Raw genomic sequence first — 24257 nt, forward strand, 5'->3', positions numbered from 1 at the left:
CCCTCGTCAGTGATCGGGCTTATAGACCCCACACCTCGAACACGTCAACAGACAATTTCAAAAAACTGACAAGAAACAACAACGCACTGAAAACAAACAGGAAATATGAGACAGAGTTTTCAACAGCCAGCAAGACACTCAAATCAACGGCAGATTTCGGCGACCAAACTACCGAACAGCCGGGCTCGATGCCAAAGAAACCGCACGAGCGGGCTCGGACGTCCTATTGCGGCTGAAGGTTCCGTGCGACCGGTCGGACGTTGAGCGGCCATTGGCGGCTGAAATGACCCCGGCATCGCGCTTCACCCGCCTCCCGCACATCCTGCTGAAACGCCCGTCCCGCCATCGCCCCCGAAACTCTGCAGAACGGCGCGTTCTGCGCCCGACCGACGTCGCTGTTCGCAGATCCCGGAATAGAGACCGTTGATACGATGGCATTTGCTTCCGACACGGCGGCGGCTCATGCATCCGATGCCATTGCGCGCTCCGTGCCGTCGGTCGCGCCAGCTGTGGTAGAGAATCATTAACCATGGTTAGCTAGGTATCGTCATCCATATCGCTGGCTACCTCGCGAGCGTTCGATAGCATTGGCAGTTCCCCATGCAGAAGACACCGCTTGCGACACACTCCCGGCGTATCGGCCTTTTCACCGCATTAGCCACGCTCGCTTTGACTGTGCCTTCGCTTGCCCAGTCCGTCTGGTCCGGCAGTTCGGACAATGAATTCGGCAACGGCGCGAACTGGAACCCCGCCCTGCCCGGCACGGGCGATGCAGCTGTCGTCAACGACGGCTCTCCCCAGGTCACGAATTCGTCGACAATTCGCCAACTCGGCGTCGACGGCGGCAATGTCACGATCAGCAATACCGGTGCGCTCACCGTCACCAGCGGCAGCACGATTGCCTCGGGCAGCATCAGCATCAACGCCGGCGGCGCCTTGAACTCGGATGTCGACCTGAACGGTGGCGGCCTGTCCATCGACGGCGACCTGAACGGAAAATTGACGCTGAACAACGGCAACGTATCGGTGAACGGGACACTGGACAGCGCCGCGATCGGTTCGGCGACGTCGCTTTCCAACAACGGCCAGGTCGGCGACGTGAACGTTTCTGCCGCGGGAACATTCGTCAACAACAGCGGCGCAACCGCCGGCGCCGTTACCAATGCCGGCACCGGCTCCAACGCCGGAACGCTCGACGCGCTGACGAACACGGCAGGAAACTTCACCAACAACACCGGCGGCACGATCACGGGAAAAACGACGGTTTCGGGTGGCACCGTGACGAACAATTTCGTCGTCACGCAAGCGGATGTCGAAGCCGCCGCCACCTTCGTCAACAACAACGGTGCGACGGCGGGCAACGTCACAAACTCCGGCACTGTATCGAACGCCGGCACGATCGCCTCCGTCAACAACAGGGACGGAAGCTTCACCAACAATTTCGGCGGCGAAGTGACCGGCGAGACGATGGTCTCGGGCGGCAACGTAACCAACAATGCGGCGCTTGCCACCGTCACCGTCGGCGCCGGCGGCAGCTTTACGAACACCTCCGGCGCCAGCGCCGGTGCGGTCGCAAACAGTGGCATTTCTTCCAATGCCGGCACGATCGCTTCCCTGACGAACACATCAGGGACCTTTACCAACAACTCCGGCGGCACGATTGCAGGCAAGGCAACGGTCGCAGGCGGGACAGTGACGAACAATTTCGTCGTGACGCAAGCAGACGTCGCGGCGGCGGCCGCCTTCGTCAACAACAGCGGCGCGACGGTCGGCGCGCTGACCAATGCCGGCAGCACCTCGAATGCGGGGACAGTCGCGTCCCTGAACAATACCGCCGGCACTTTCACGAACAACGGCGGCGGCACCGTCACCGGCACGACTGAGGTATCGGGCGGCAGCGTCGTCAACAATGCAGTGCTCGCTGACGTCGACGTCGGCTCCGGGGGGACGTTCACCAACAACAGCGGCTCCATTGCCGGCGTCGTGAAAAATTCGGGCGCCGGTTCGAACGACGGAACCATCGCCTCACTGGCGGTGAGCGGTGGCCTGTTCTCCAACACGGGCACGATCAATGGCACGGCAACAGTCACAGGCGGCTCGCTCGTCAACGACGGCGTGGTCCTGGGCAGCGTCGACGTCTTCGATGGCGGCCTTTTGTCCGGCACCGGCGTCATCGGCGGACTGGCGGTCAATGCGGGTGGCGTGTTCTCGCCCGGCCCAGGCATTAAGACCGCCACCGTCGATGGGGACGTGACATTCGGGTCTCGATCAATCTACCGGGTGGAAGTCGATACGACGGGCCTCTCCGACCGCCTCGATGTGTCCGGTGCCATCAGCATCGAAGGCGGGACGCTCGAAATTCTGACCGGAAGCGGCACCTATGCCCCAACGACAGACTACACCATCCTGACGGGCGGTAGCGTCACCGGCGCGTTTGACGACGTCATCAGCAACTTTGCCTTCCTGTTGCCGAGCCTGACCTACGGCGCCACCAGCGTCGATCTCACCCTTGATCGCAATGACGTTCGTTTCGCCGATGTGGCGGAGACAGCGAACGGTCGTGCGACAGCGAATGCCGTCGAGGCGCTTGGACCGTCGAACCCGCTGTTCCAAAACGTTGTGTCACTGGACGAGCAATCCGCCGGCAGCGCCTTTTCGCAACTGAGCGGCGAAGCCCATGCTTCTCTCAAGAGCGAACTGCTCTGGGACAGCCGTTTTCCGCGACAGGCGGTTCTCGATCGCAAGAGCCCGGCGCAAGGCCAGGGCTTGCGGCAATCGGACGACGTCGTGTTCTGGACATCCGCTTATGCAGCCGCAAACCAGCTCTCCGATGACGGCAACGCGGCCGGCGTCGATGGTCGAACCGCGGGTGTCGTGTTCGGGGCGGATGCAGCGATCTCCGACACATGGCGCCTCGGCGGCCTTCTCGGCTACAGCCATCTCGCCATGCAACCGGAAGCACGCGCGGATTCCTATCATGCCGGTCTTTATGTCTCCGGCGAAATCGGACTGCTGGATCTGATGGCGGGGGCGATCTATTCTCATAACGAAATCTCGACCCGACGCGGCGTTGCCTTTGGTTCCCTCGCCGAGAGCCTGACCGCGGACTACGACAGCGCCACCCGCCAGGCTTTTGCCGATCTGTCCTGGACGTTTGCGGCGGAGAATATCAAGTTCCAGCCTTTCGCCAACATCGCCTATGTCGATCTCGATACCGACGCGTTCAGCGAGACGGGCGGCACGGCCGCGGTCTCAGCGGCCGAAGGCTCGGATGCGGTGACGGTCTCGACGGTTGGCCTGCGCTGGTCGGCAGACGTTCCCGGCAGCGAGTTGCCAATCGCTGCCTCCGGCATGTTGGGTTGGCGGCATGCCGCGGGAGACCTGACGCCTTCGGCGCGGCTGGCATTTGCCGGCGGCAGCTTCTTCACAATCGGTGGCGTCGCAATGCCGCGCGATGCTTTGGTGATGGAGGCAGGCATTTCCGCGAGGCTATCCGCAACCGCGCAGGTGACGCTGACCTATCTGGGCGAATTCGCCGACGGGGCGAAATCGAGCGCCGCTCGGGCAAACCTGATCGTAAACTTCTAAAGCGTGGCGATCTTCAGATTCGCTTGGCGCGCTTAGGGTCTTGTTTTCACACATGTCATTATCGCAAAACCGCTGCACACTTTTGCGCGACATGCTTTCGGTAATCGACACGCGTCAATGGCTGCCATCCCAGGTTCGCCTGTCCACAACCGGACCTTCCCGCAATGGATCATTGGTCTCGCTGCCGCCTTATTCCTTTGATTGTTCGTCGTTTTCAGAAGTGAAAGGATGATGCCCTTGATTTACGCCCGTCATTTCGCCGCGCTTGCCGCAGGTCTGCTCCTGCTTGGAGCCGCCGGTTGCCAGAAGGAGCCGGAATCCACCGCAGCCCAAACGGCAGGACCCTGCAAGCCGGATGCCGCCGAAGCCCTGGCCGGCAAGGACAGGATTTCCGACGAGGACGCAAAGCAGATGACGGGTGCGACGATCGTCAGGCAATTGAAGCCCGGGGATCCGGCCACCATGGACTTCCGGCAGGAGCGCGTCACCATCGAAACGGACCCGGCGACGGGCAAGATTGTCCGCGCTATCTGCGGATAGACGTCCACGAATGGCACGATGCAGGGGGGGCCAGATCAGCTCCCCAGTGAAAAGTGCCCCCGGTGCCAATGCTCGCACCGTCACCGGTTGTATCGTTCGACCTGCTCGGCGGCTTCGACACCGAAGGTGAAGAAGGCACGATCCGCGCTCTGCTTTCGGCAGACCTCGGCCCACGCAGGCTCCCACATCGCAGCGTTCGTGCACGACGGACCGCGCAAGCTCGCTACCGCCACGATCATGTGAGAAGCAATCGCTTGGTCAGAAACACGCCAATCAGAATCGCTTGATCGATGTGAGGAGCAGGTTCACCCTGCACCGTAAATGCTGTCTGCCGGCTCCACCGGTTCCAGCTGTTTCTGGCAGCGATGCCCGAAGTGGGTCGATCCCATCGACAAGGATCGATAGCCAACCAAGAGAAAACGAGGAACTGGATCATTGCGGAAGGTTGCGTCGGCATCGCTCAACCGGTAGCACGGCTCCGGGCTGACCGCGTTGCCATCTTGACGTTCCCTCAGCCATTGCATCGTGGCCACCTTTTGTTCAAAAATCCACCATGCCGGCAGGTGGCGAGAGCTGGTGAAGACCGAGCGCCGACCTATATTGAGCGACGTCACACCGGGTAGCTCGGATGTGTTCTGGCAACGACAAGGATAGATTTTATGAGCGAGAAATCCCCGGCCGATAATTTTCCCGCCGGCTATGAACTCCCCAAGGTCTGGACCTGGGACAAAGGCAACGGCGGCGCGTTCGCCAGTATCAACCGCCCGATCGCCGGCGCCACGCACGAAAAGGCGCTGCCCGTCGGCAAGCATCCGCTTCAACTGTATTCACTTGCCACTCCCAATGGCGTGAAAGTGACGATCATGCTCGAAGAGTTGCTGGCGGCCGGCCATTCTGAAGCAGAATACGATGCCTGGCCGATCCGCATCGGCGATGGCGACCAGTTCGGTTCCGATTTCGTCGAAATCAACCCGAACTCGAAGATCCCGGCGCTGTTTGATCATGCGCCGAAAGGCGGCGGCGCGCCGGTTCGCGTGTTCGAATCTGCGTCCATCCTGCTCTATCTCGCGGAGAAATTCGGTGCATTCCTGCCGGCCGAGCTTCGCGCCCGCACGGAAACCTTCAACTGGCTGTTCTGGCAGATGGGCTCCGCGCCCTTCCTGGGCGGCGGTTTTGGCCATTTCTATGCCTATGCGCCGATGAAGATCAAATACGCCATCGACCGTTACGCGATGGAGGTGAAGCGCCAGCTCGACGTGCTCGATCGCCACCTTGAAGGCAATCAGTTCATGGCCGGCAAGGAATACACGATCGCCGATATGGCCATCTGGCCCTGGTACGGCAACCTGGCGCTCAATCAGTCCTACGGCGACGCCGGCACTTTCCTCGATGTCCAGAGCTACAGCAACGTCCAGCGCTGGACGGCGGAAATCGCCGCCCGCCCTGCGGTCAAGCGCGGCCGCATGGTCAATCGCCTGAGCGGCGATCCATACGAGCAATTGCACGAACGCCACGACGCCTCGGACTTCGATACGAAGACGCAGGACAAGATCAACCAAAACGAGACAGCATAAGGAGAAACGAATGGCGAAGCTGCCTGATATGACGAAACACCGGGGTTTTCCCTACGCCATGCCAGGCACAGGCATACAGTTCGTTATCCGCCGCGCCAATCCCAAAGGGGCAACGCCGATCAAGGCTTTGCCCCGCCACGCTCGGCCGGGCTCGGGAGCGCACCGCATCGATGCGGCATTCCTCCACGCCCTTTGGCACCACTTCGGCGCCGAACCGTTCGAGCGCGGCAATCTTGACGCCGCCCGGCTCAATCTCCTCTTCGGCCGCGAGGTCATGGCTGCCGAAAAGGATTTCGATCCGGTGTCATACGAAGCCCTGCTCGTCATCAACGAACGCGTCGCCCGGCAGAGCTTCCCTGAATCCTTCGAGGACATCTTCGAAGTCTGAGTCAACGCCCCCTCGACCTGTGCGCCCCCCCCCCCCCGCACAGGTCCTTTGGACGAACCGGCCGCTAGCTTGCAAACGGCGATGGTTGCTTCTTCCACGGATCTGACTTGTGGGGAGGCGCGGCTAAACTGACACGCTGCTGCCAAATTGCCGGCGCGTCCAAGACGGGGCGTGCCTCTGGTCGGGAATCCTCATCGTTGGCATGCCTTCAGGAACGTATCCGCGGAAATGCCAGGGGAAGCCACGTCCCCGTCAAACAAGAAGACCAATGCTACAGGTACGGCGAGATCGATTGCATTCAGCGCGATCGACAGCGGGAGTGAAATCATAACCCGGCGGTGTGTCGGAATCCCATCTCGCCAGTCGTCTTCAAGACTGACAAGCCATGGAGAACAACAATGACGATCACGATTACCGCCTTTGAACGGTCACCCGATCGCGGCAGGGGGATGGCGCGTGACATGCGTGTTCGGTGGGCGCTCGAAGAAACGGGTCAGCCATACGACGTCCGTCTTGTTTCGTTCAGGGCGATGAGGGAACCCGCCCATATCGCGCTTCAGCCTTTCGGGCAGATCCCGACCTACGAAGAAGGCGACCTTGCCCTGTTCGAGTCGGGAGGCATCGTCCTCCATATCGCCGAGCGCCATTCGGGCCTGCTGCCCGACGATGCGAACGCCCGGTCGCGCGCGATCACGTGGATGTTCGCCGCGCTCAACACAATGGAGCCGCCCATCGTCGAGCGCGAAGCCGCCAGATATCTGGAGAGCGACAAACCCTGGTATGAGGAGCGCCGGCCTGTCGTCGAGGAACGCATCCGTAAACGACTGGGCGAACTGTCTCTCCGGCTGGGCGATGCCGACTGGCTGGACGGCGCGTTCAGCGCCGGCGATCTCCTTATGGTGACCGTGCTGCGCAGGTTGGAGGGATCGGGTTTGCTGAACGATTATCCGAATCTTTCCGCCTACATCGCCCGCGGCCAGGCGCGGCCGGCCTACCGGCGCGCTTTCGACGCTCAATTGGCCGTTTTCACCGCCGTATCGCCAGACGGTTAAGGATCCACTCTTTACCGGAAGCGGACATCCAACGCCAAGGCGGCACGGTTCCACATGAAGCGGCCCGCAGGCCGCAGCCGCTGGCCGACCTGCGTCCTCATCCCCTGCCTTTCGGCACGATCAACGGCGTACCTGCGACTGGATCGGGGATGATGAGACAGGGCAGGCCAAAGACATTCTCGACCAGTTGCTCGGTGACGATGTCTTTCGGCGCGCCTTGCGCGACGACGGCCCCGTCCTTCATGGCAATGATGTGGGTGGCATAGCGGCAGGCATGGTTGAGATCATGCAGCACGGCGACGACCGTGCGCCCCTTTGCGTTGAGATCCTGGCAAAGATCGAGAAGTTCGATCTGGTGGGCAATATCGAGGTAGGTCGTCGGCTCATCGAGCAGGAGGATCGGGGTTTGCTGGGCGAGAACCATTGCCACCCAGACCCGTTGGCGCTGGCCGCCGGAAAGCTCATCGACGGGGCGTGCTGAAAGCCGGGTCGTTCCTGTGGCAGCGAGTGCTGCTTCAACGGCTGCTTCGTCGGCGCAGGACCATTGCCGGAACAGCGATTGATGTGGGTATCGACCTCGGGCGACGAGATCGGCAACCGTGATGCCGTCAGGCGCAATCGAGGCTTGCGGCAGCAGGCCAAGGGTGCGAGCCAATTGCTTGCTCTGGTATTGCGCCAACGCCTTGCCGTCGAGCACAACCGCGCCTGCCGAAGGAGCAAGCACCCGCGCCAGCGCCCGCAACAAGGTCGATTTGCCACTGGCATTCGGTCCGACGATGATCGTGAAGGACCCGTCGGGAATGGCGACCGACAGATCCCGCGAAATAATCCGCTCGTCATAGCGCAGCGTCGCATTCTCAACGCAAAGCCTTGCCGGTCCAGTGACTTTCAGCTCCGTCATCGTCTTGCCTCGCGGATCAGCAGCCAGAGGAAATAGAAGCCGCCGATGCTGACCGTCATGACGCCGACGGGCAGTTGCACGCCGAAGGCATGCTGAGCCACCCAATCCGCCACAGCGAGCAAGAGCGCGCCCATCAGCGCCGACGGAATGAGGTCAACGCCCGCCTTGCGCGTAACGCGCCGCGCGATCTGCGGAGCAGCCAGCGATATGAAGGAAATCGGCCCGGCGGCGGCCGTCGCAAGCGCAGTCAGCGCGACACCAAGTATCATCAGCATCAGGCGCAGGCGCGTTGCGTTTATGCCTGACGTCCTTGCTGCATCGTCGCCAAGCTCGAGCTGGCGCAGCGGTCGCGACAGGGCTCCAAGAATGGGAGTGATGAAGACCAGCATTGCAACGACGGGAAACACCTGTTCGAAGGAAAGCCCGTTCAGGGATCCGGCACCCCAGATGGCGGCCGACATGGCGGCAGGAAGATCTGCCTGACGGACCATCCACGCATTGAAGGCACCAAGCATCGCGGACATGCCGATACCGATGACGATCAGCCGGAAGCCCTGCGCGCCGCGCCGATAGGCGAGGAGATAGACGCAGGCAGCCGTGGCGATCCCCCCGGCGAGCGCGCCGCCCGCTGTTTGGTAATATCCGCCGGAAAACAGCAGGATGACAATTAGCGCGCCGGTGTAAGAGCCGGCGGAAAAGCCAATAATGTCGGGCGAACCGAGGGGATTGCGGGTCAGGGACTGGAAAATCGCCCCGCTCAGCCCCAGCGCGCCGCCGAGCAGGCAGGCGAGCAGCAGTCTTGGCAGGCGCCATTCGGTAACGACCATGCGTATGTTCTCGTCAGCGCCGCCCAGCAAGGCGCGCATGACGTCAGCAGGCGGGATGGGAAACTTTCCGCTCGAAAGCGACACCGCGCCGGCCACCGCGATCAGCAACAACAGGACCGCGCTCACGGCAAGGCCGCGCAGATCGAACCGCATGGACAGCCGCCCGCCGGGCAACCTGAAAATGGCAACCGCGCGGCCAAAATCGACCGCCCCGGCACACGGAACGGATGGGCGGGGACTCGAACGGAGATCGCGGGGTTGGTCCAGGCGGGTTTCAGTCAAAGTCCGCGCGCCTTCGTGCGTCGCGCCAGAAGGATCAGCACCGGCGCACCGATGAAGGCCGTGACGATACCGACCTCCAGCTCGCTGGGAAACAGCACCAGCCTCCCAACGATATCGGCAAGCAAAAGCAGGCTTGGCGCGCAAAGGAGTGTGTAAGCGATGATCCGGCGCTGGTCAGGCCCGGAAAACCAGCGCACCGCATGCGGCACCATCAATCCGACAAAGCCGATCGGCCCTGCGGCCGCCGTGGCGGCGCCAGACAACAGCGTGACGGCTATGACCACCAGAAAACGGGTGCGAATGACGTCAGCGCCGAGGGATCGGGAGAGATCATCACCCAGTGCCAGGGCATCGAGGGGCCGGGCCATGCCCAGCGCCAGCACCAGACCGCAGATGATGAAGGGGGCGACCGCGCGCACCACCGCCATGCCGCGTCCCGCCACCGAGCCGATGGACCAGGACCGCAGAGCGTCGAAGGTTTGAGGATCGAGAAGCATGACCGAGGAAGCGATGCCGCCAAGCACTGCCGACAACGCGACGCCGGACAGGACCAGGCGCAACGGTGTTGCACCGTCCCGTCCTTGTGATGCTGCCGCATAGACCAGCAGCGTCACCGAGATTGCGCCGGCAAGCGCGAACCAGAGGTAGCTCTCAATCGCGTGCACGCCGAACATCCCGACAGCGAGCGTCACGAAGAAGGCGGCGCCCGCATTGACCCCCAGGATCCCGGGATCAGCCAGCGGATTGCGCGTTGCAGCCTGGATCAGCGCGCCGGAGACACCGAAAGCAGCCCCACAGAGCAGGGCGAGCAAGGTCCGCGGCAGGCGATAGTCACGGATGATAATGTGTTCGGCAGACGTCGCATCATAGCTGAAGAGCGCATCCACAACGGTTGGCAATGCCACGTGCCGCGCGCCGAGCAACAGGCTGGCGAGGCAAAGGAAAACCAGGGTGGCCGCGGCGAGGCCAAGCAACGCCAGACGCCATGCCCTGGATCGTCTCGCGCCGCCATGGCCGGTGGGCCGGATTTTCACGGGTCGCGTCGGCACCGCGTTACCGGCCGCATCGGCGTGCGCGTGACCTCTGGCATCGGCGATCATACGCGCGCCTGTCCCTTAATCCAGTAGCCGATCGCATCGATCCGCGTCTTGTCAAAACCCAGGCCATCACGAAAATGCTTGCGGCACTCGGAGGCGGCCCGCGCCTCGCCGGCAATGTAGATGTAGCCCGGGCCGTCGGGCAGACGTTCGATCGCCCGTGCAATGCCAGGCAGTTGCGTGTAGCCGCCATGCTCCTCGCCCCTGACATGCGTCTCGTGCCAGGTCACCGAAACATCGCCGACGCTGTCGATCTCCTGTCGATCGGCGGCGGACGGTATTTCGACATGAACGATGGCGCGCTGATCCGTGCCGAGCTCCTCAAGGATCCGACCGACGGCCGGAAGCCCGGTGATATCGGTTACCAGCAGCATCCAGCTCGTATCGTCAGGTGGCTCGAAACGGCCTTCCGGGTTGCAGATGCCGACGATATCGCCAACCTTGGCGCCCATCGCCCAGCTTGCCGCAACGCCGCCTTCGTGGGCGACGAGATCGATCAGCATCTCGCGGCGTTCGGCATCCCAGCGACGGACCGTATAGGGTCGGTTCGGGCAATGCTGCGAGCCATCGGGTCGCCCCCATTTGCCGTCTGCCACCCGAATCGGCAGGGTGACCGGCGTCTCGGGATCCGGCCGCAGGGCAAGCCGCACCCATTCGTCAGGATGACCGGTCGAAATCAGCCGCTCGCCGCCGTCGACGCGAAGGGCGATCCGGATCATCGACGGGGTGAGGCGCAGAACCGTCGTCACTTCGCAGAAGAAGTAATCCTCCACATAGGGGGGATGGTCGTGGTCGTGAGACATCAGCGCTCCTTTCCTGCCCGTTCCGCCGCCTCGGCGAGACGGGGCAGAAATGTCGGAAAACCATAGGGGATGGACAGCACGCTCAAAGCTGACGTCGACCAGACCGAAACCGGATCCTCCAATGCGACGTAGCTGCCGCGCTTGACCGCTTCGAGCGTCCCAAACAACGGCTGGGCTTCGGCAGCGGCGCGCGCGCCCTCGCCGTACCACATGATCAGGATATCAGCATCGAGCATGTCGCTCTGCTCCATGCCCACCTCCACCGATCCCTTGCCGGGATTGTCAGCAGAAAGTGCAACGATACCAGGGGACGCCTTGAGCCCCAGTTCCAAAAGGGCGGCGACGCGCGGGTCATCCGGCAGGTAGGCGACGATGCCGGATCCGCCGACCACATAAGTTCCGAACGTGAATGTCTTGCCGCGCAACGCCGGCCGGCCCGATCCCATCGCCGACAGGGCGGCCTCGGTCTGGTCCATCAGCAATCTGGCCTCCGCACGCTTGCCGAGCGCCTGGCCGACCAGATCGATCTGCTCCTTCCAGTTCGCCGACCAGGGTGCGGATCGATAGACGACCGTCGGCGCGATACCGGAGAGCCGCTCGTAGGCGAGGTCGTCGATGCCGGAATAGATGCCGAGGATCAGATCGGGCCGCAGCGCCGCGATCGCCTCGTAGTCGAGGTCACCTTCAAGGAGGGATGGCCTAGCGCTTCCCAGGCGTTCCTCGTTCCAGGGAAAGATGCCGCTGTCGAAAAAGCGATAGCGCGGCATTCCGACGGGAACCTTGCCGAGCGCGATGACAGCATCCTCGCTGCTCCAGCCGAGGGTCACGATCCGCTCCGGTGCCTTCGGCACAACAGTTGTTCCAAGAGCGTGAACGATGTGCCGCGGAAAGTCGTCTTCGGTGTAAGCGGGCGCCGCGCAGGCAAACAGCGACGCCAGCAGCACCAGCGCTGCTTTTGCTGCGATCGATAGGAACGATCTGGCGGACGCCAACGCGGACGGCTTGCGCCGGAAGCCGCGCGGGCGAACCCGGATCTCCGGCATCGCTGCTACCATTGGAAGCTCAGGTTGGCGTAGATCGACCTTGGCTTGCCGTAGAAGCAGGAATTGTAATTGCTGCAGCCGCTCACATAGGTCTTGTCGAACAGATTTTGCGCCGTGACGTTCAGCTCGAGCCCTTGCAGCTTAGGGTCCTTCTTGCCGAAGTCGTAGGAGATCGCCGCGTCTACGACGGTGTAGGAGGGATACTTGAACGAGTTGGCGTCATTTCCGTAGCCGCTGCTCGAGTGGCGCACGCCGGCGCCGAAACCGAGGCCGCCGAGCGGTCCATCTTCGATCCGATACTTCGCCCAGGCAGAGACATTCACCGGCGGCATGAAGCGGACCTTGTTTCCCTGCGTGCCGTCATCTGCCTTGGAGTAGACCGAGTCGGTATAGGAGGCTGCGGCGATAAGGTCGAGGCTGTCGAACACCGTTGCCTTGCCTTCGATCTCCACGCCCTGGACGTGAATTTCACCCCGTTGCGAAGCCAGGAAGGTCAGGCTGTCGTAGGTCGGCACGTTCTGCTGCTTCAGGTCAAAGGCCGAGAGTGTGATGAGGGCGTCGTAGCCGACCGGCTCATACTTGAGGCCGATTTCCGTCTGCTGGCCGGTCGTCGGCTTGAATGGATTGCTCTGCCCGTCGAAACCGGAATAAGGCATGAACGAGGTGGAATAGCTGACGTAAGGCGCAAGACCGTTGTCGAAGAGATAAATCAGCCCGGCCCGGCCGGTAAACGCGGTGTCCTTCTTCCGGCTTACGCTCGAAGCAAGCATGTCGTTGTCGGTTTGCCACGCCCAGTCATAGCGTCCGCCGAGCGTCAGGATCCAGTTGTCCCACTTGATCTGATCCTGGGCGTAGAGGCCGAGCTGGCTGAGCCTGTTGTCCCAGCGGGCACCGACCGTGGGCTCCCTGTAGGATCCATAGTCCGGGTTGAACACGTTCAGCGTCGTGTTGCCGAAGCCGTAGCGGCCCGTGTAGTCGTTGCGGAACCATTTGTAGTCGGTGCCGATGATGGCCGTATGCTCGATTTCGCCGGTTGAGAACTCCGCCTGCAGGTTGGTGTCGGTGGCAAAAACCTGATTGTCGGAAGAATAGTTGATCGCGTTGCGCCTGATCGTCGTGTAGTCGGTCACGCCGCCTGTCGCGACATAGCCGCCGTTGAAGAAGGTGCGATAGGAATCATCGACGGAGATGTATCTCGCGTTGTGACGGAGCGACCAGACGTCGTTGAAGCGGTGCCTGAAGTCGTAGCCGACGACGGCCTGTTCGCGGTCATAGCCGTTGTAAGCCGGCTCACCGGTAAAGAGGTCGCGATCGATCTTGCCAAACGGCCCGGCCTCCACCGTTCCGATATAGGGAAGCGGCTGATAGTCGGGGACGCCGTTGTCTTTCTGGTAGTGCGACAGGAACGTGAACGACGTGTCCTCGTCCGCAACCAGCGCGAACGACGGAGCGACCGTGAAGCGGTCGTCCTTGGTGTAGTCGATATTGGTATCGGTGCGCGTCGCGACACCGGTCAGCCGGTAGAGCATGCCATCGTCACCGGCCATCGGGCCGGAAAAATCGAACGCACCGTAAGCACGCCCATCGGTACCGGTTCCGGCAACCACTTCGTGGAACGGCTCTGCGGTCGGCCGCTTGCTGACCATGTTGATGATACCGCCGGGATAGTTCTGGCCGTAGAGGACAGAGGAAGGCCCCTTCAACACCTCGACCCGCTCGAGCAGGTAGGGATCGATCTGGGGTGAGCCGCCGAGGTCGCCGATATAGGGCAGATAGGTGCCGTCGAGATAAAGCGGCGTTGGCGAGAAGCCTCGAATTTCAATATTGTCGAAGGCGCGGGTCGAGGCGCTGCTGCCACCGACGTGGACACCGGCCGTATAGTTGACGGCCTCCTTGATCGACTCGGCACCTCGCTTCTTGATTTCATCGGCGGTGATCACCGAAATCGACTGCGGCACCTCGATGAGGGGCGTATCCGTCTTCGTGCCGGTTGCCGACCGGCTGGCGACAATGCCGTCAACCGGCCCCCAGGCATTCTCGCCGCCTTCGACCGTGATTGTCTGCAGGCGCGTCGCGCCATCGACGGACACCGCTTCAGATCCCTGCGCCGGGTTGGTGATCGTCACGCTCTTCGGCCCGGTGAAGCGATAGGTCAGACCGGTATTGGCAAGAAGCGCGCTCAGCGCCGCCTCGGGAGAAAGCTGCCCCTTGATGCCCGCAGTGCTCAACCCGTTTGCAACCGCGCTGTTGTAGAGAACCTGGATCCCGCTTGCGGCACCAAACCGCGTCAGGCCGCGCTCAAGCGAGCCGGCCGGGATCGAATAGGTGACACCTTCCTGGGCGAATGTCGGCGATGGGTTGGTGGCAAGGGCAGCGAGTGCGATCAACGCGGACAGGCGGGCAAGTCTCCACCTGTACCGGAAGTTGCCCTGACCGTGGCGCCTTGCGGCGGTAAACTGCCCCATTCCCATGTCCCCATGCATTCGTCGCCGAACCGTCCAATGACGCGGCCTCTACTGGGGAGAACGATCAGAAATCACGAACCCGAAATTTTTCCGGATTTTTTTAAGGCGGAGCCACTGGCTATCGCATTTTCAGGAAGATCCAGAAGCAATCTGGCGGCAGGAAATGTGGAAAATCAATCTGATAGGCCGCCTCGGCAGTCCTGCAATGCAGGAAGCACGCTAGCGCAGCAGGACAATTCCGCCGACAAGATTGACGGGCCGGACCTGCAGCGTCTCTTCGAGATGGACAAGAATTTCGTCCGGCCGATTGAGGTGGAAGACACCGGATACACGCCGCGCGCGAAGATCGCTCCTGGCGATCATCACCTTGCCCCGGCGATGCCGATTGAGATCGGACACCACATCCGCCAGTGATCTATCCTTGAAGATCAGCAGCCCCTGTCGCCATGCCGCCGCCGTTTCGGCATCTGTGGTCACTTTCTCGCCGAGGCCCTGCTGCGAGTAGCTGATGGCTTCGCCATCCACGAGATAGCTGTCGGCCAGACATTGCACGCTAATCCGCCCCCTCAGGCACTCGACGGAGATATCGTCGTCGCCATGCTTCACCGAAAACGAGGTTCCCATCGCCGTCGTCTTTCCATTGGCGGCAGTGACCACGAACGGCCGTGCCGGATCGGAAACGACGTCGAAGACGGCAGCGCCCGACGTCAACTCGAGATGCCGGGCGGAGGACGAAAAATCGGCGGAAAGCGTCGTCCCGCCATCGAGCGTCATCGTAGATCCGTCTGGAAGCTGAACCGTCCGCTGCTCGCCGATACCGGTGGCGTAGTCTGCAAGCATCGCACCGACGGTGGGCAGAAATCCGAGTTCCGACAGGACGAGACCGGCGCCCGCGACGCTCGCCGCAAGACTTCCGGCCGCCAGAAAGGACCGCCTCGTCAGGACGCCCGCATGTGCCTTCTTGCTTTGACCAAGTGCAGGTCCAAGATTTTTCCATAGCCGGGCGGAAACCTGGAACGCCTCCTCATGGGCGGCGCTGCGCGCACGCCAGGCAAGCAGCGCGTCGGCATCTTCCGTTGTTGCCCCCCCGGATGTGATACGGACGATCCAGGCCGTCGCTTCTCGTTTGAGAGCTTCGAAATCCTCGTCCAACACCCGCTCCCCTCGATAAGACAATTCCCGACCGGGCACTGATTGACCCTGCCTCTACAGCTATCAACGATTGAAAAATGAAAAGCCGAAACGTCAGACCCGATTTATTGTGTCGAGGCGCTCGCTGCAATAGGTGACGGCCTTGCGCACTTCCAGCTCGACGGTGCGCACCGATACGCCGAACTCTGCGGCGATATCCACATGCCGACGCTGCTCGATCCGCGCTGCGACAAGCATTCTGCGCTGCCGATCGGGCAGTTCTTCCATGATCTGCACCAGGCACCGCACTTGGTCCTGGTCTTCGAGCTGCTTGTCCGGGCCAGGGCTTTCGTCGGGTGCAGACAGGAGAAGATCGATATCGTTGGAGGTCAACCGCCGCTTTTGGCCGCGGTCGTGATCGACCGCGAGGGTTCGCGCGATGCGCATCAGATAGGGTACGGGGGCGGCCAAGGCGGCGGCGCCATTGCGGGCGAATTTGATCCAGGCCTCCTGCGCCAGATCCTCCGAATCCGCCTTCGACCGTGTCTTGCCGTCGAGATAGCGCTTGATCCGGCGCTCGTTGCTGGAAAACGCCGTTACGAGTTCGTCGTCGTAACCCGCCATCGCCCGCCCTCACATGTCTGTCGACAATCCATTTTTGCCCCAATAGCGCTTTGGCAATCGGCTGGCAATAGTGGATTAAAAAACTCATGTTAACACGGTGACATCGACGGTGCGTGTTTACCTGGGGCGTTGCGGGACAACGCGGTCATAAAAAACATCCACCCTGGGCCCGGTGGAAATCCGAGTGGTTCATCCGCGAGACGTGGCCCTCTCCAGGACGACAGACAGAAGGACATTCGCCCCAGCGGCAACATCCTCCGGCGAGGCGTATTCGCGCGGATTGTGGCTGATGCCGTCCCGGCAGGGAACAAAGATCATGACCGTTGGTATCTGTCGCGCCAGATGAAAGGCGTCGTGGCCTGCCCCAGACACCATATCATGGGCGCTCACACCCATACGTTGGGCACTCGACCTGACCAGCTTTGCGAGGCTCGGATCGAACCGAACGACGGGCGAGTGCCAACGAGGCTGAACATCCAGCCCTATGGTCGAGTGGGTGGACGCAAGGTCACTGCAGCCACGCATCAACGCATCATGCATGGCGTCCAACTCGGCCTCGTCGGGATGGCGCAGGTCGACCGGCCAAAGGACGAACAAACGGCGCTTGACTCTAGGCAAAAGCGTCCGTAGTAAGTTGTAGGCCTAACCCTACAAGTGGATTTCATGCCTCATTTGCCTCACTCTTCACCCGCAGCCCTGCCGCTGATCGACCTGCCCGGCCCGGATGTCACCGTCCGTCGCCTGCGACATCCCGGTCGCTGGGTCAGCGGCGGCATCGTCCTTCTGCTCCTCGCCGTCATCGTCCGAGCTTTCGCCGTCGGGCAAATCCAGTGGACGGTGGTCGGCCAGTTCCTGACGGCAGGCGTGATCGTCACCGGCTTCGGCTGGACGCTGCTGATTTCGGCCTGCGCGCTTGCGCTCGGCGTCGTCCTTGGCTTCGCATTCGGCATCATGCGACTTTCGGAGAACCCGATTCTGCGCTTTGCCGCCTGGCTCTATGTCTGGGTGTTCCGCGGCACGCCGGTGCTGCTCCAGCTTCTCATCTGGTTCAACATCGCACTGGTATTTCCGCGCCTCTATCTTCCGGGCCTCATCGATGCGCGCATGGTCGACGTCGTCACGCCGTTCGTGGCAGCCGTGCTCGGGCTCGGCGTCAATGAAGGCTCCTATCTCACCGAGGTGGTGCGCGGCGGCATCGGTTCCGTCGACCGCGGCCAGAAGGAGGCAGCCCACACGCTGGGCATGACGCCGGGCCAGACCATGCGACGCATCATCCTGCCTCAGACGGTGCGCCTGATCCTGCCGGTGCTCGGCAACAGCGCCATCGGCATGCTGAAATTCTCCTCGCTGGCCGCCACCATCGCCATGGGCGAAATGCTGAACGCCGCGCAGCGCATCTACTTCATCAACGGCGCCGTCATCGAACTCCTGTTCGTCTGCGCCGTCTGGTACCTGGCGGGAACCACCGTCCTTTCCATTGGCCAATATTATCTCGAACGTCACTTCGGCCGCGATGCCGCCACCGCCACCAGCGATCGCCGCGGGTTCTGGGCCTGGGCGCGGCGGCCCGCCGCAAGGGGGGAAGCATGAGCCTCGCAGTCAAGGCGGTCGGTATCCGCAAGAGTTTTGGCAGCCACGAGGTCCTGAAGGGACTGGATCTTGAAGTCGCCTATGGCGAGGTGCTCTGCATCCTCGGGCCTTCAGGCAGCGGCAAGAGCACATTCCTGCGTTGCATCAACCATCTGGAAACGCCCAACGGCGGCTATGTCTGGGTCGACGGCGCGATCATGGGTTATGAACTCAACCGCGGCGCCCTTCAGGAACTGCCGGTCAAGCGGTTGCGCGCCCAGCAGAGCCAGCTCGGCATGGTGTTCCAGCATTTCAATCTGTTCGCACACCGAACGGTGCTCGGCAACGTCATCGAGGGGCCGATGGTCGTGCGGGGTCTCAGCCGCGACGAGGCCGAAGCCCGTGCCATGGGCCTGCTCGAGCAGGTTGGCATGGCCGCGAAGGCGTCCAGCTATCCCTCGCAGCTTTCCGGCGGCCAGAAGCAGCGCGTCGCGATTGCCAGGGCACTGGCGATGGAACCGCGCGTCATGCTGTTCGACGAACCGACCAGCGCCCTCGACCCGGAACTCGTCGGCGAGGTGCTGGAGGTGATGCGCAATCTGGCGCGCGGCGGCACGACCATGATCGTCGTCACGCACGAGATCGGCTTTGCCCGCGAAGTCGCCGACCGCGTCGTGGTGATGATCGACGGCGAGATCCGCGAAATGGGCGCGCCCCAGCAGGTTCTGAGCGACCCTGGCGACCCGCGCGTGCGCACTTTCCTCAGCCGTGTGCTGGCCTGATCAACAAAGTTCAAAAAAGGGAGAACGGAAATGAAACAACTGCTGCCGATGGTCCTGGGGCTCGCCTCAGCCACATTCATCAGCCTAGCATCCGGCGTGGCCGCCCATGCCGCCGACGAAAAACTCGCGGCCGCCCTGCCGGAAGCTGTTCGCTCGGCCGGCAAGCTGAACTTCACCATCAGCCTCGCCTATCCGCCGATGGAATACAGCGACGCCGGCTCGACCGAGCTCAAGGGCTTCGACATCGATCTTGCCAAGGCGATCGCCGAGCGCCTTGGCCTGACGGCGGAATTCCAGAACGTCGAGTTCCCGCAGCTCATCCCGCAGGTCGTCACCGGCCGCTCGGATATGATCATCACCGCCTTTTCCGACAAGGTCGAGCGCCAGACCCAGCTCGACTTCATCGATTATTTCAAGACCGGCAACGTCTTCTACTCCAGCGTTGACCATCAGGGCGAGATCAAGACCGAGGCCGACCTCTGCGGCAAGACCGTCGCTGTCGCGACGGGCACGAGCTGGGTCACCTGGGCGGAAGAGCTTGGAAAGTCGATCTGCCCGGCCGACAAGCTGATCACCGTCATTCAGATCCCGACCCAGGCCGAACACATCATGCAGATCCGCCAGGGCCGTGCCCAGGCCTCGGTCATCGGGCTCGAGGGACTTCTCGACCTGATCAAGCAGGAGCCGGGCAAGTTCTACCAGATCGGCGACGTCGGAGAAATCAACCACTACGGCATCGCCTTCGCCAAGGCGAATGGTGAGTTGCGCGATGCGGTGCATGCAACGCTCAATGTGCTGAAGGCCGATGGCACTTATGCACAGATCCTCGACCGCCACGGCTTGAAAGAGGCGGGCGTCGAGGAGTTCAAGATAAACGGAGCCACGAAGTAACCACTTGCCGGAGCCTGCCTTGACCCATCCTTCCACGCCAGACGCCAACGCAACCACCGAAAGCCCGGATGACCGGCTGTCACGCTTTCGCCTCGATTCCTTTTCGAACGAACAGCTCTACCGGCAGCTCTACCGGGCCTTGCGCGCCGCCATTCTGAGCGGTGACTTTTCCGAGGGGGAAGCCATCCCCTCGGAGAATCAGCTGCGCGATCAGTTCGGCATTGCCAGGACCACCGTCCGCAACGCGATGGCGCTCCTGGTGTCGGAAGGATTGGTTCAGCAGGTGCGCGGCCGGGGCACCATCGTCTCGCACCGGCCGATCAGCCACAACATCTGGAACTTCGGCAGCTTCACGGAGTTGGCCCGGCGCCAGGGCCAGCGCCCGGTGACACGGGTGCTGGAGCACCGGGTGGAAAACGGCGAACTCCTCCTGGTGCGTGCGCGAGGTCTGGCAAACGGCGAGACGATCAGTTGGTTGAACGTCGATACGTCGCAGCTCGACCTTGCTCTCTACCCCGGCATCGATGCCTACGATTTCGGCGCGCAATCCCTCTACGAGGTGCTGCGCCGCGACTACGATCGCCATCCCCTTCGCTCGGAACTGCTGCTCACCGTCGTGCCGCCGTCCGATCGTCTTCGGGAGGTCTTTGCCCCGGCGCCTTCCGTGCCGGGCTATCTTTGCGCCAGCGGGGACGTGCTCGATGCCGACGACCAATTGGTCGAACGCACGTCGATCGTCTACTCGCCGGCCGTCCAGATGAAATTCGCAACGCGCTGGGGGCGCGACACCGCGCCCGCATGACAGCGGCGCGACCCAGGAGAACTGACATGAGCCGTTTTGGCGAGACTTTCACAACCCCGAAACCCATCCTCGGCATGTTGCACCTGACCGGCGACGGACCTGCCGCAAAATGCGCGCAGGCCGAAGAAGAGGCCCGCATCATGGCCGGCGAAGGTGTCGACGGGCTGGTGGTCGAAAACTACTTTGGCGATGCCGACGATGTCGAGCGCGTGCTCGAGCGACTGTGCGCGCTCGTCCTCGGCGCGCGGATTGGCGTCAACGTGCTGCGCGACGACGCGCGGGCCTTTGCCCTTGCCGGACGCTTTCCCGTCTCTTTCATTCAAGTGGATTCCGTCGCTGGCCATCTGCCGCCCGAAAGCGATGCCTCGTTTGCGGCTGACCTTGCGGGGCGACGGGCCGGTGTGTCGGCGTTGCTGCTCGGTGGCGTACGGTTCAAGTATCAACCGGTTCTCTCGGGGCGATCTGAAGAAGACGACGTCCGTCTGGGTGCGGCACGCTGTGACGGCCTTGTGGTGACGTCGGATGCCACCGGCCAGCCGACGGACATGGACAAGGTCGCGCGCTTCCGTGCGGCAACCGGTGGAACCGTGCCGCTGCTCATCGGCGCTGGCCTCACTGAAGCGAATGCGGTCGAGCAACTCGCGTATGCTGACGGCGCCGTTGTCGGAAGCTGGTTCAAGCACGATCACAAGGATACCGGCAGGGTCGAGGCCGGCCATGTCGCGCGGCTGATGCGCGCTGTGCGCACCGCACGGAGTGCAGCATGAGCACCGACACTGTTTGGGCAAGCCCGGTCACATCCGAGAACTTTGCCCGCTACGGCAAGGTCTATGACCTCGTAGACGATCAGGACCGTGAGGTGATCTGGACGACAGGCGACGGATGGCGTGATGGGTTCACCCGTGTCCCGCTGGTAGAAGGTTCGCCCCGCCTCGGCATCACGCGCGCGCCGGGAGCGCCCTGGTCTTGCTCGGCGATGGAACGGCATCTGCTGACCGAAGAGGCGATCTTCTGCGCCGGCGAAGCGATCGTTCTTGCGGTGGCGCCAGCGTCGACGGCCAATGCCCCTGTTGCCGCCGACATCGAGGCATTCGTCATCACGCCGGGCAAGGCGGTGGTGATGCATCGGGGCGTCTGGCACGATGCCTGCCGGGGCGCATCCGGCCCGACGCCCTATTACTGGATGGCGGTCTGCGGCCTGGGCGAGAGCCCCTGGGTGCCGGTCGAGGGAGGTTCGCGCCGGGTACAGATCATGCAAGGGCAACCCGAATGACGGCCTTCTTCATCGGCGATGTCGCGCTCGACGAATACTACACTGCCGACCGCTGGCCCGGCCGGGCAGACAAGGGCATGGTCCGCGAATTGCCGGCAGAAATCGGCGGTTCCATTGCCAACGCCGCCGTCGTGCACGCGGCGCTCGGAGGCGACACCCAGTTCATTTCCCTGCTAAACGATAGCCCGCTGTCGCGCCGGCTGATCGATGACCTCAGGGAGAATGGCGTCGCCGCCGATCATATGCTGATCGATCGGACCGTCGCGGAATCGCGCAATCTCATCTTCCTCATCGATGGTGAGCACGTCGTTTTGACAGTGGAGATGGGAGAGCAACCGATGTGGCTCTCGCCGGCAACGCTTGCTGCCCTGCGCCAGCCGGGCTTCCTCTACACCACACTTTATCGCGTGCGCCGGCTCCATGCCCAGACGGGCGGAGGCGCCCTCAAGCAGGCCGATCTGGTTGCCGATCTCAGGCGCCACGACCGCCGCGCAATCTTCGATCTCGATGTCGGCGGCTGCACGTCAGAAGATCTGCCCTATCTCAAAGGCGCTGCCGTCGTCATCTTCAACCAGGTCGGCTTCCGCGCCGCCTTCGGCCATGATGACCTCTCCCGCATCGCTGGCTGGATACGGGATCACGAGATCGGTTGGGTGGTGCGCACTCTGGCCGCTGAAGGTGCTGAGGCACACAACGGCGAGACGCGCCTGCAAGCAGCCGGCTATCCGGTCGATGTCGTCGATGTGACCGGCGCTGGGGATACCTTCGGCGGAGCGTTGACATGGTGTCTGGCCCAGGGCCAGCCTTTTGCCGAGGCATTGGATTTTTCCATCGCCGCCGCCTCCCGCTCAGTCACGATCCACGGTCCGCGTGGCGGCAAGGCCGGCGCGGAAGCAATTCGCGCGTGGCGTGAAGAAATGCGCGCGCCTTAGAGGGCACGAATACCAGCTATGGAAACGTAAAGCGGCACTCCCAATGCGCGCCAAGCGATTCTGAAAGATCGCGACGCGCTTTGGTCCGCGGAAGTTGTGGCGTGCCAGACATTCGGTTCGCTGGTGATCTTTTTCACCTCCAGCGCTGAAGATGGAAGGCTCGTCGGACGCGGGCAATCGCATCCGCCACTCTTCAACTTCCCCACTCGATACGCTGCCAATAGCCGGATGGTCGGATGAAATCCAAGGGGCCAAAATTGGGTGAGCATTACCCCGCCAGAGGTGCCAACATGCCATGCTTAAACACCGTGACGGCTAGCTTTTGCTACAGCTGAACGATCTTTTTGCACTGTTCAACCGACTTGACGTGCAATTGTGAATATCGCTGCGCACCTCATCAATGAGAGCCTGACGTAACCGCCAAGCCGAACGCTTTGATGGCGCGACCTCTTCGATAGATCGCCTGCTGCGAGATGAAGGCAATTCGAAAGTGTAACGGTCACGCGCAACACCACCAAGTTCGATCCAGAATTGGTCGTAGTCCGCCATCCATCTTTTTCCGCTCCGGATGTCGAAACTAACGTGACCCACATTGGAAACCGCCAGGATGCTTTTGGCAGCGAAAGATACTTTGAATTGGTATACTGCGTGGATCAAAAGGTCTTTTGGTCTTAGTCCGAAAAGATCTCGTGTTACTTGAATTGTAAATGCTTTTCCGTACTGTTTGGGGCAACCCTGCAGTCCTCCCACCCAGAGGAAGACTGGACCTGCGTCCACAATCTTTCCGATAGTGAAGCTGAGCGTGGCAACGGTGATTCCGCCGTCCACTGTAAGCAATCGACAACTCAACTCACCTTCCTTCGCAAGCCACCTGGAACTCCGCTCCAATCTGAGTTCATATCGAGTGCCAGTTCGCCCCACGGGTGCCGAAAGGATGAGCCCAACGTCTGTCAGCAACGCTCGGACATCTTCCGGTCCGAGCGTATCAAGGAGGACGTCGTAATGAGAGGCAAGCAGTCGCGAGCGTTGCGCAGGTCGGAGCCGATTCAGCAAAAATCTGCGTGCAGGCTTGGTTGCCAAATCGAACGGTATAGTCTCCACGAGAGATTGCTCGCCGAGCACATGGAGTTTTTCAAGCCAGCGCAGCGTGCTCACAGGCGATCGGAGAATGCCCAACCACAGACGACGCTTCTCTCTGAGAGTGGATGGGCCCAAGCGGCCGAAGTACGACCGTACCAACGACAATTTGGTGCGGGTATGTACCGAAGAACCAAGCAAACTCGTCGTCGCTAAGGTCTTCCCCAATGCACTGTTTTGGCCTCGCTCACGATAGAGCACACGATGATCCTTACAAGAATGGATGCGTTGAGGTTTTAAGCAGAACAGTCAAGGACGCGTCGGCATAGTGTGGAGAATTGCCAAAGGATTGAGGACGTTGAGCTGCAGACTGAGCCATCCGAACCCTCATACGGCCCGCCGGATGGCCCCTCGGATCAGGGAGATTTGCGAGACACGCGTCCGCTAAGGATATCGACGTGTTCTCATATCCACCTGCGCCGTGACGGTTGGTTACCTGCCGAGGAGTTCACCTGCGCGATCCGTCAACGCCGAACGACAAAAAGCCCGCCGACGTTATGGTCTGGCGGGCTATTTTTATGATTTGGTTGCGGGGGCAGGATTTGAACCTGCGGCC

24 protein-coding genes are annotated in these 24257 nt (G+C 62.0%); 13 read left to right on the plus strand and 11 right to left on the minus strand.

The genetic code is table 11. The features are described from left to right. The 3 genes from HT585_RS31635 to HT585_RS31250 all read left to right on the plus strand — a co-directional run. On the plus strand, window positions 1-236 hold a 236-nt coding region (locus HT585_RS31635; protein WP_210270646.1), incomplete at its 5' end, for a hypothetical protein. Between the two features lie 364 nt (window positions 237-600). After that, window positions 601-3588, plus strand: coding sequence for an autotransporter outer membrane beta-barrel domain-containing protein (locus HT585_RS31245; RefSeq protein WP_176356660.1), 2988 nt, complete (start codon window positions 601-603; stop codon window positions 3586-3588). A 228-nt stretch (window positions 3589-3816) separates the two neighbouring features. After that, window positions 3817-4128 carry an I78 family peptidase inhibitor gene (locus HT585_RS31250; protein ID WP_246708031.1) on the plus strand — a complete coding sequence of 104 codons (312 nt, stop codon included), beginning with the start codon at window positions 3817-3819 and terminating at the stop codon, window positions 4126-4128. A 305-nt stretch (window positions 4129-4433) separates the two neighbouring features. On the opposite strand, the gene HT585_RS31255 is transcribed toward HT585_RS31250, so the two are convergent. Beyond that, a complete protein-coding gene (locus HT585_RS31255) occupies window positions 4434-4742 on the minus strand; it encodes a hypothetical protein (RefSeq protein ID WP_176356661.1) in 309 nt (102 codons plus the stop codon). Window positions 4743-4787: 45 nt separating this feature from the next. Here HT585_RS31255 and yghU point away from each other — a divergent pair, with 45 nt between their 5' ends. From yghU to HT585_RS31270, 3 genes are all read left to right on the plus strand, one after another. Then, window positions 4788-5702 (plus strand): glutathione-dependent disulfide-bond oxidoreductase, encoded by a 915-nt coding sequence (yghU, locus tag HT585_RS31260; RefSeq protein WP_176356662.1) that lies wholly within the window; start codon window positions 4788-4790, stop codon window positions 5700-5702. 10 nt (window positions 5703-5712) lie between these two features. Further along, window positions 5713-6090, plus strand: coding sequence for a hypothetical protein (locus HT585_RS31265; RefSeq protein ID WP_176356663.1), 378 nt, complete (start codon window positions 5713-5715; stop codon window positions 6088-6090). 398 nt (window positions 6091-6488) lie between these two features. Then, complete coding sequence (locus HT585_RS31270; protein WP_176356664.1) at window positions 6489-7142, plus strand: glutathione S-transferase family protein; 654 nt, start codon at window positions 6489-6491, stop codon at window positions 7140-7142. 97 nt (window positions 7143-7239) lie between these two features. On the opposite strand, the gene HT585_RS31275 is transcribed toward HT585_RS31270, so the two are convergent. From HT585_RS31275 to HT585_RS31315, 9 genes are all read right to left on the minus strand, one after another. Then, on the minus strand, window positions 7240-8043 hold the full coding sequence (locus HT585_RS31275) for an ABC transporter ATP-binding protein (RefSeq protein WP_176356665.1): 804 nt from the start codon (window positions 8041-8043) through the stop codon (window positions 7240-7242). Next, complete coding sequence (locus HT585_RS31280; RefSeq protein WP_176356666.1) at window positions 8040-9023, minus strand: FecCD family ABC transporter permease; 984 nt, start codon at window positions 9021-9023, stop codon at window positions 8040-8042. The genes HT585_RS31275 and HT585_RS31280 overlap by 4 nt, the downstream gene beginning before the upstream one ends. A gap of 125 nt (window positions 9024-9148) precedes the next feature. Beyond that, window positions 9149-10252: a FecCD family ABC transporter permease gene (locus HT585_RS31285; protein ID WP_176356667.1), complete on the minus strand. Its 1104-nt coding sequence runs from the start codon at window positions 10250-10252 to the stop codon at window positions 9149-9151. After that, the gene (locus HT585_RS31290) at window positions 10249-11052 is read right to left on the minus strand and encodes a siderophore-interacting protein (RefSeq protein ID WP_246708032.1); all 804 of its coding nucleotides are present in this window, start codon (window positions 11050-11052) and stop codon (window positions 10249-10251) included. The genes HT585_RS31285 and HT585_RS31290 overlap by 4 nt, the downstream gene beginning before the upstream one ends. After that, entirely contained in the window at window positions 11052-12107 is a 1056-nt protein-coding gene (locus HT585_RS31295) for an iron-siderophore ABC transporter substrate-binding protein (protein WP_246708033.1), read from the minus strand. The genes HT585_RS31290 and HT585_RS31295 overlap by 1 nt, the downstream gene beginning before the upstream one ends. Beyond that, window positions 12101-14560 carry a TonB-dependent siderophore receptor gene (locus HT585_RS31300; protein WP_176356668.1) on the minus strand — a complete coding sequence of 820 codons (2460 nt, stop codon included), beginning with the start codon at window positions 14558-14560 and terminating at the stop codon, window positions 12101-12103. Before HT585_RS31300 ends, HT585_RS31295 begins: the two co-directional genes overlap by 7 nt. Before the next feature lie 219 nt (window positions 14561-14779). Beyond that, on the minus strand, window positions 14780-15715 hold the full coding sequence (locus tag HT585_RS31305; RefSeq protein ID WP_176356669.1) for a FecR domain-containing protein: 936 nt from the start codon (window positions 15713-15715) through the stop codon (window positions 14780-14782). A 90-nt stretch (window positions 15716-15805) separates the two neighbouring features. After that, window positions 15806-16315 (minus strand): RNA polymerase sigma factor, encoded by a 510-nt coding sequence (locus tag HT585_RS31310; RefSeq protein ID WP_176356670.1) that lies wholly within the window; start codon window positions 16313-16315, stop codon window positions 15806-15808. Between the two features lie 189 nt (window positions 16316-16504). Continuing rightward, window positions 16505-16855, minus strand: a complete 351-nt coding sequence (locus HT585_RS31315; protein ID WP_210270648.1) for a M20/M25/M40 family metallo-hydrolase — start codon at window positions 16853-16855, stop codon at window positions 16505-16507. Between the two features lie 123 nt (window positions 16856-16978). Here HT585_RS31315 and HT585_RS31320 point away from each other — a divergent pair, with 123 nt between their 5' ends. The 7 genes from HT585_RS31320 to HT585_RS31350 are packed head-to-tail and all read left to right on the plus strand — an operon-like array spanning window position 16979 to window position 22564. After that, window positions 16979-17905: an amino acid ABC transporter permease gene (locus HT585_RS31320; protein WP_176356672.1), complete on the plus strand. Its 927-nt coding sequence runs from the start codon at window positions 16979-16981 to the stop codon at window positions 17903-17905. Continuing rightward, entirely contained in the window at window positions 17902-18666 is a 765-nt protein-coding gene (locus HT585_RS31325; RefSeq protein ID WP_176356673.1) for an amino acid ABC transporter ATP-binding protein, read from the plus strand. Before HT585_RS31320 ends, HT585_RS31325 begins: the two co-directional genes overlap by 4 nt. Window positions 18667-18696: 30 nt before the next feature. Then, window positions 18697-19557: an ABC transporter substrate-binding protein gene (locus HT585_RS31330; protein WP_176356674.1), complete on the plus strand. Its 861-nt coding sequence runs from the start codon at window positions 18697-18699 to the stop codon at window positions 19555-19557. A 19-nt stretch (window positions 19558-19576) separates the two neighbouring features. Then, window positions 19577-20359 (plus strand): GntR family transcriptional regulator, encoded by a 783-nt coding sequence (locus tag HT585_RS31335; RefSeq protein WP_176356675.1) that lies wholly within the window; start codon window positions 19577-19579, stop codon window positions 20357-20359. A gap of 26 nt (window positions 20360-20385) precedes the next feature. Then, complete coding sequence (locus HT585_RS31340) at window positions 20386-21126, plus strand: BtpA/SgcQ family protein (RefSeq protein ID WP_176356676.1); 741 nt, start codon at window positions 20386-20388, stop codon at window positions 21124-21126. Further along, window positions 21123-21632: an ureidoglycolate lyase gene (locus tag HT585_RS31345; protein WP_176356677.1), complete on the plus strand. Its 510-nt coding sequence runs from the start codon at window positions 21123-21125 to the stop codon at window positions 21630-21632. Before HT585_RS31340 ends, HT585_RS31345 begins: the two co-directional genes overlap by 4 nt. Continuing rightward, window positions 21629-22564: a carbohydrate kinase family protein gene (locus tag HT585_RS31350; RefSeq protein ID WP_176356678.1), complete on the plus strand. Its 936-nt coding sequence runs from the start codon at window positions 21629-21631 to the stop codon at window positions 22562-22564. The genes HT585_RS31345 and HT585_RS31350 overlap by 4 nt, the downstream gene beginning before the upstream one ends. Window positions 22565-22879: 315 nt before the next feature. Here HT585_RS31350 and HT585_RS32350 read toward each other — a convergent pair whose 3' ends face one another. Continuing rightward, window positions 22880-23902 carry a DUF535 family protein gene (locus HT585_RS32350; protein WP_176356679.1) on the minus strand — a complete coding sequence of 341 codons (1023 nt, stop codon included), beginning with the start codon at window positions 23900-23902 and terminating at the stop codon, window positions 22880-22882. Window positions 23903-24257 lie beyond the last annotated feature (355 nt).

It is taken from the genome of Ensifer oleiphilus, from assembly GCF_013371465.1.
Lineage (GTDB): Bacteria > Pseudomonadota > Alphaproteobacteria > Rhizobiales > Rhizobiaceae > Ensifer > Ensifer oleiphilus.

What these genes read in the sequence shown, in the direction of transcription:
- HT585_RS31245 (WP_176356660.1), top strand. Translation starts at nt 601, where the DNA reads ATGCAGAAGACACCGCTTGCGACACACTCCCGGCGTATCGGCCTTTTC.
- HT585_RS31250 (WP_246708031.1), top strand. Translation starts at nt 3,817, where the DNA reads ATGATGCCCTTGATTTACGCCCGTCATTTCGCCGCGCTTGCCGCAGGT.
- yghU (WP_176356662.1), top strand. Translation starts at nt 4,788, where the DNA reads ATGAGCGAGAAATCCCCGGCCGATAATTTTCCCGCCGGCTATGAACTC.
- HT585_RS31265 (WP_176356663.1), top strand. Translation starts at nt 5,713, where the DNA reads ATGGCGAAGCTGCCTGATATGACGAAACACCGGGGTTTTCCCTACGCC.
- HT585_RS31270 (WP_176356664.1), top strand. Translation starts at nt 6,489, where the DNA reads ATGACGATCACGATTACCGCCTTTGAACGGTCACCCGATCGCGGCAGG.
- HT585_RS31275 (WP_176356665.1), bottom strand. Translation starts at nt 8,043, where the DNA reads ATGACGGAGCTGAAAGTCACTGGACCGGCAAGGCTTTGCGTTGAGAAT.
- HT585_RS31280 (WP_176356666.1), bottom strand. Translation starts at nt 9,023, where the DNA reads ATGCGGTTCGATCTGCGCGGCCTTGCCGTGAGCGCGGTCCTGTTGTTG.
- HT585_RS31285 (WP_176356667.1), bottom strand. Translation starts at nt 10,252, where the DNA reads ATGATCGCCGATGCCAGAGGTCACGCGCACGCCGATGCGGCCGGTAAC.
- HT585_RS31290 (WP_246708032.1), bottom strand. Translation starts at nt 11,052, where the DNA reads ATGTCTCACGACCACGACCATCCCCCCTATGTGGAGGATTACTTCTTC.
- HT585_RS31295 (WP_246708033.1), bottom strand. Translation starts at nt 12,107, where the DNA reads ATGGTAGCAGCGATGCCGGAGATCCGGGTTCGCCCGCGCGGCTTCCGG.
- HT585_RS31300 (WP_176356668.1), bottom strand. Translation starts at nt 14,560, where the DNA reads ATGGGGCAGTTTACCGCCGCAAGGCGCCACGGTCAGGGCAACTTCCGG.
- HT585_RS31310 (WP_176356670.1), bottom strand. Translation starts at nt 16,315, where the DNA reads ATGGCGGGTTACGACGACGAACTCGTAACGGCGTTTTCCAGCAACGAG.
- HT585_RS31315 (WP_210270648.1), bottom strand. Translation starts at nt 16,855, where the DNA reads ATGCATGATGCGTTGATGCGTGGCTGCAGTGACCTTGCGTCCACCCAC.
- HT585_RS31320 (WP_176356672.1), top strand. Translation starts at nt 16,979, where the DNA reads ATGCCTCATTTGCCTCACTCTTCACCCGCAGCCCTGCCGCTGATCGAC.
- HT585_RS31325 (WP_176356673.1), top strand. Translation starts at nt 17,902, where the DNA reads ATGAGCCTCGCAGTCAAGGCGGTCGGTATCCGCAAGAGTTTTGGCAGC.
- HT585_RS31330 (WP_176356674.1), top strand. Translation starts at nt 18,697, where the DNA reads ATGAAACAACTGCTGCCGATGGTCCTGGGGCTCGCCTCAGCCACATTC.
- HT585_RS31340 (WP_176356676.1), top strand. Translation starts at nt 20,386, where the DNA reads ATGAGCCGTTTTGGCGAGACTTTCACAACCCCGAAACCCATCCTCGGC.
- HT585_RS31345 (WP_176356677.1), top strand. Translation starts at nt 21,123, where the DNA reads ATGAGCACCGACACTGTTTGGGCAAGCCCGGTCACATCCGAGAACTTT.
- HT585_RS31350 (WP_176356678.1), top strand. Translation starts at nt 21,629, where the DNA reads ATGACGGCCTTCTTCATCGGCGATGTCGCGCTCGACGAATACTACACT.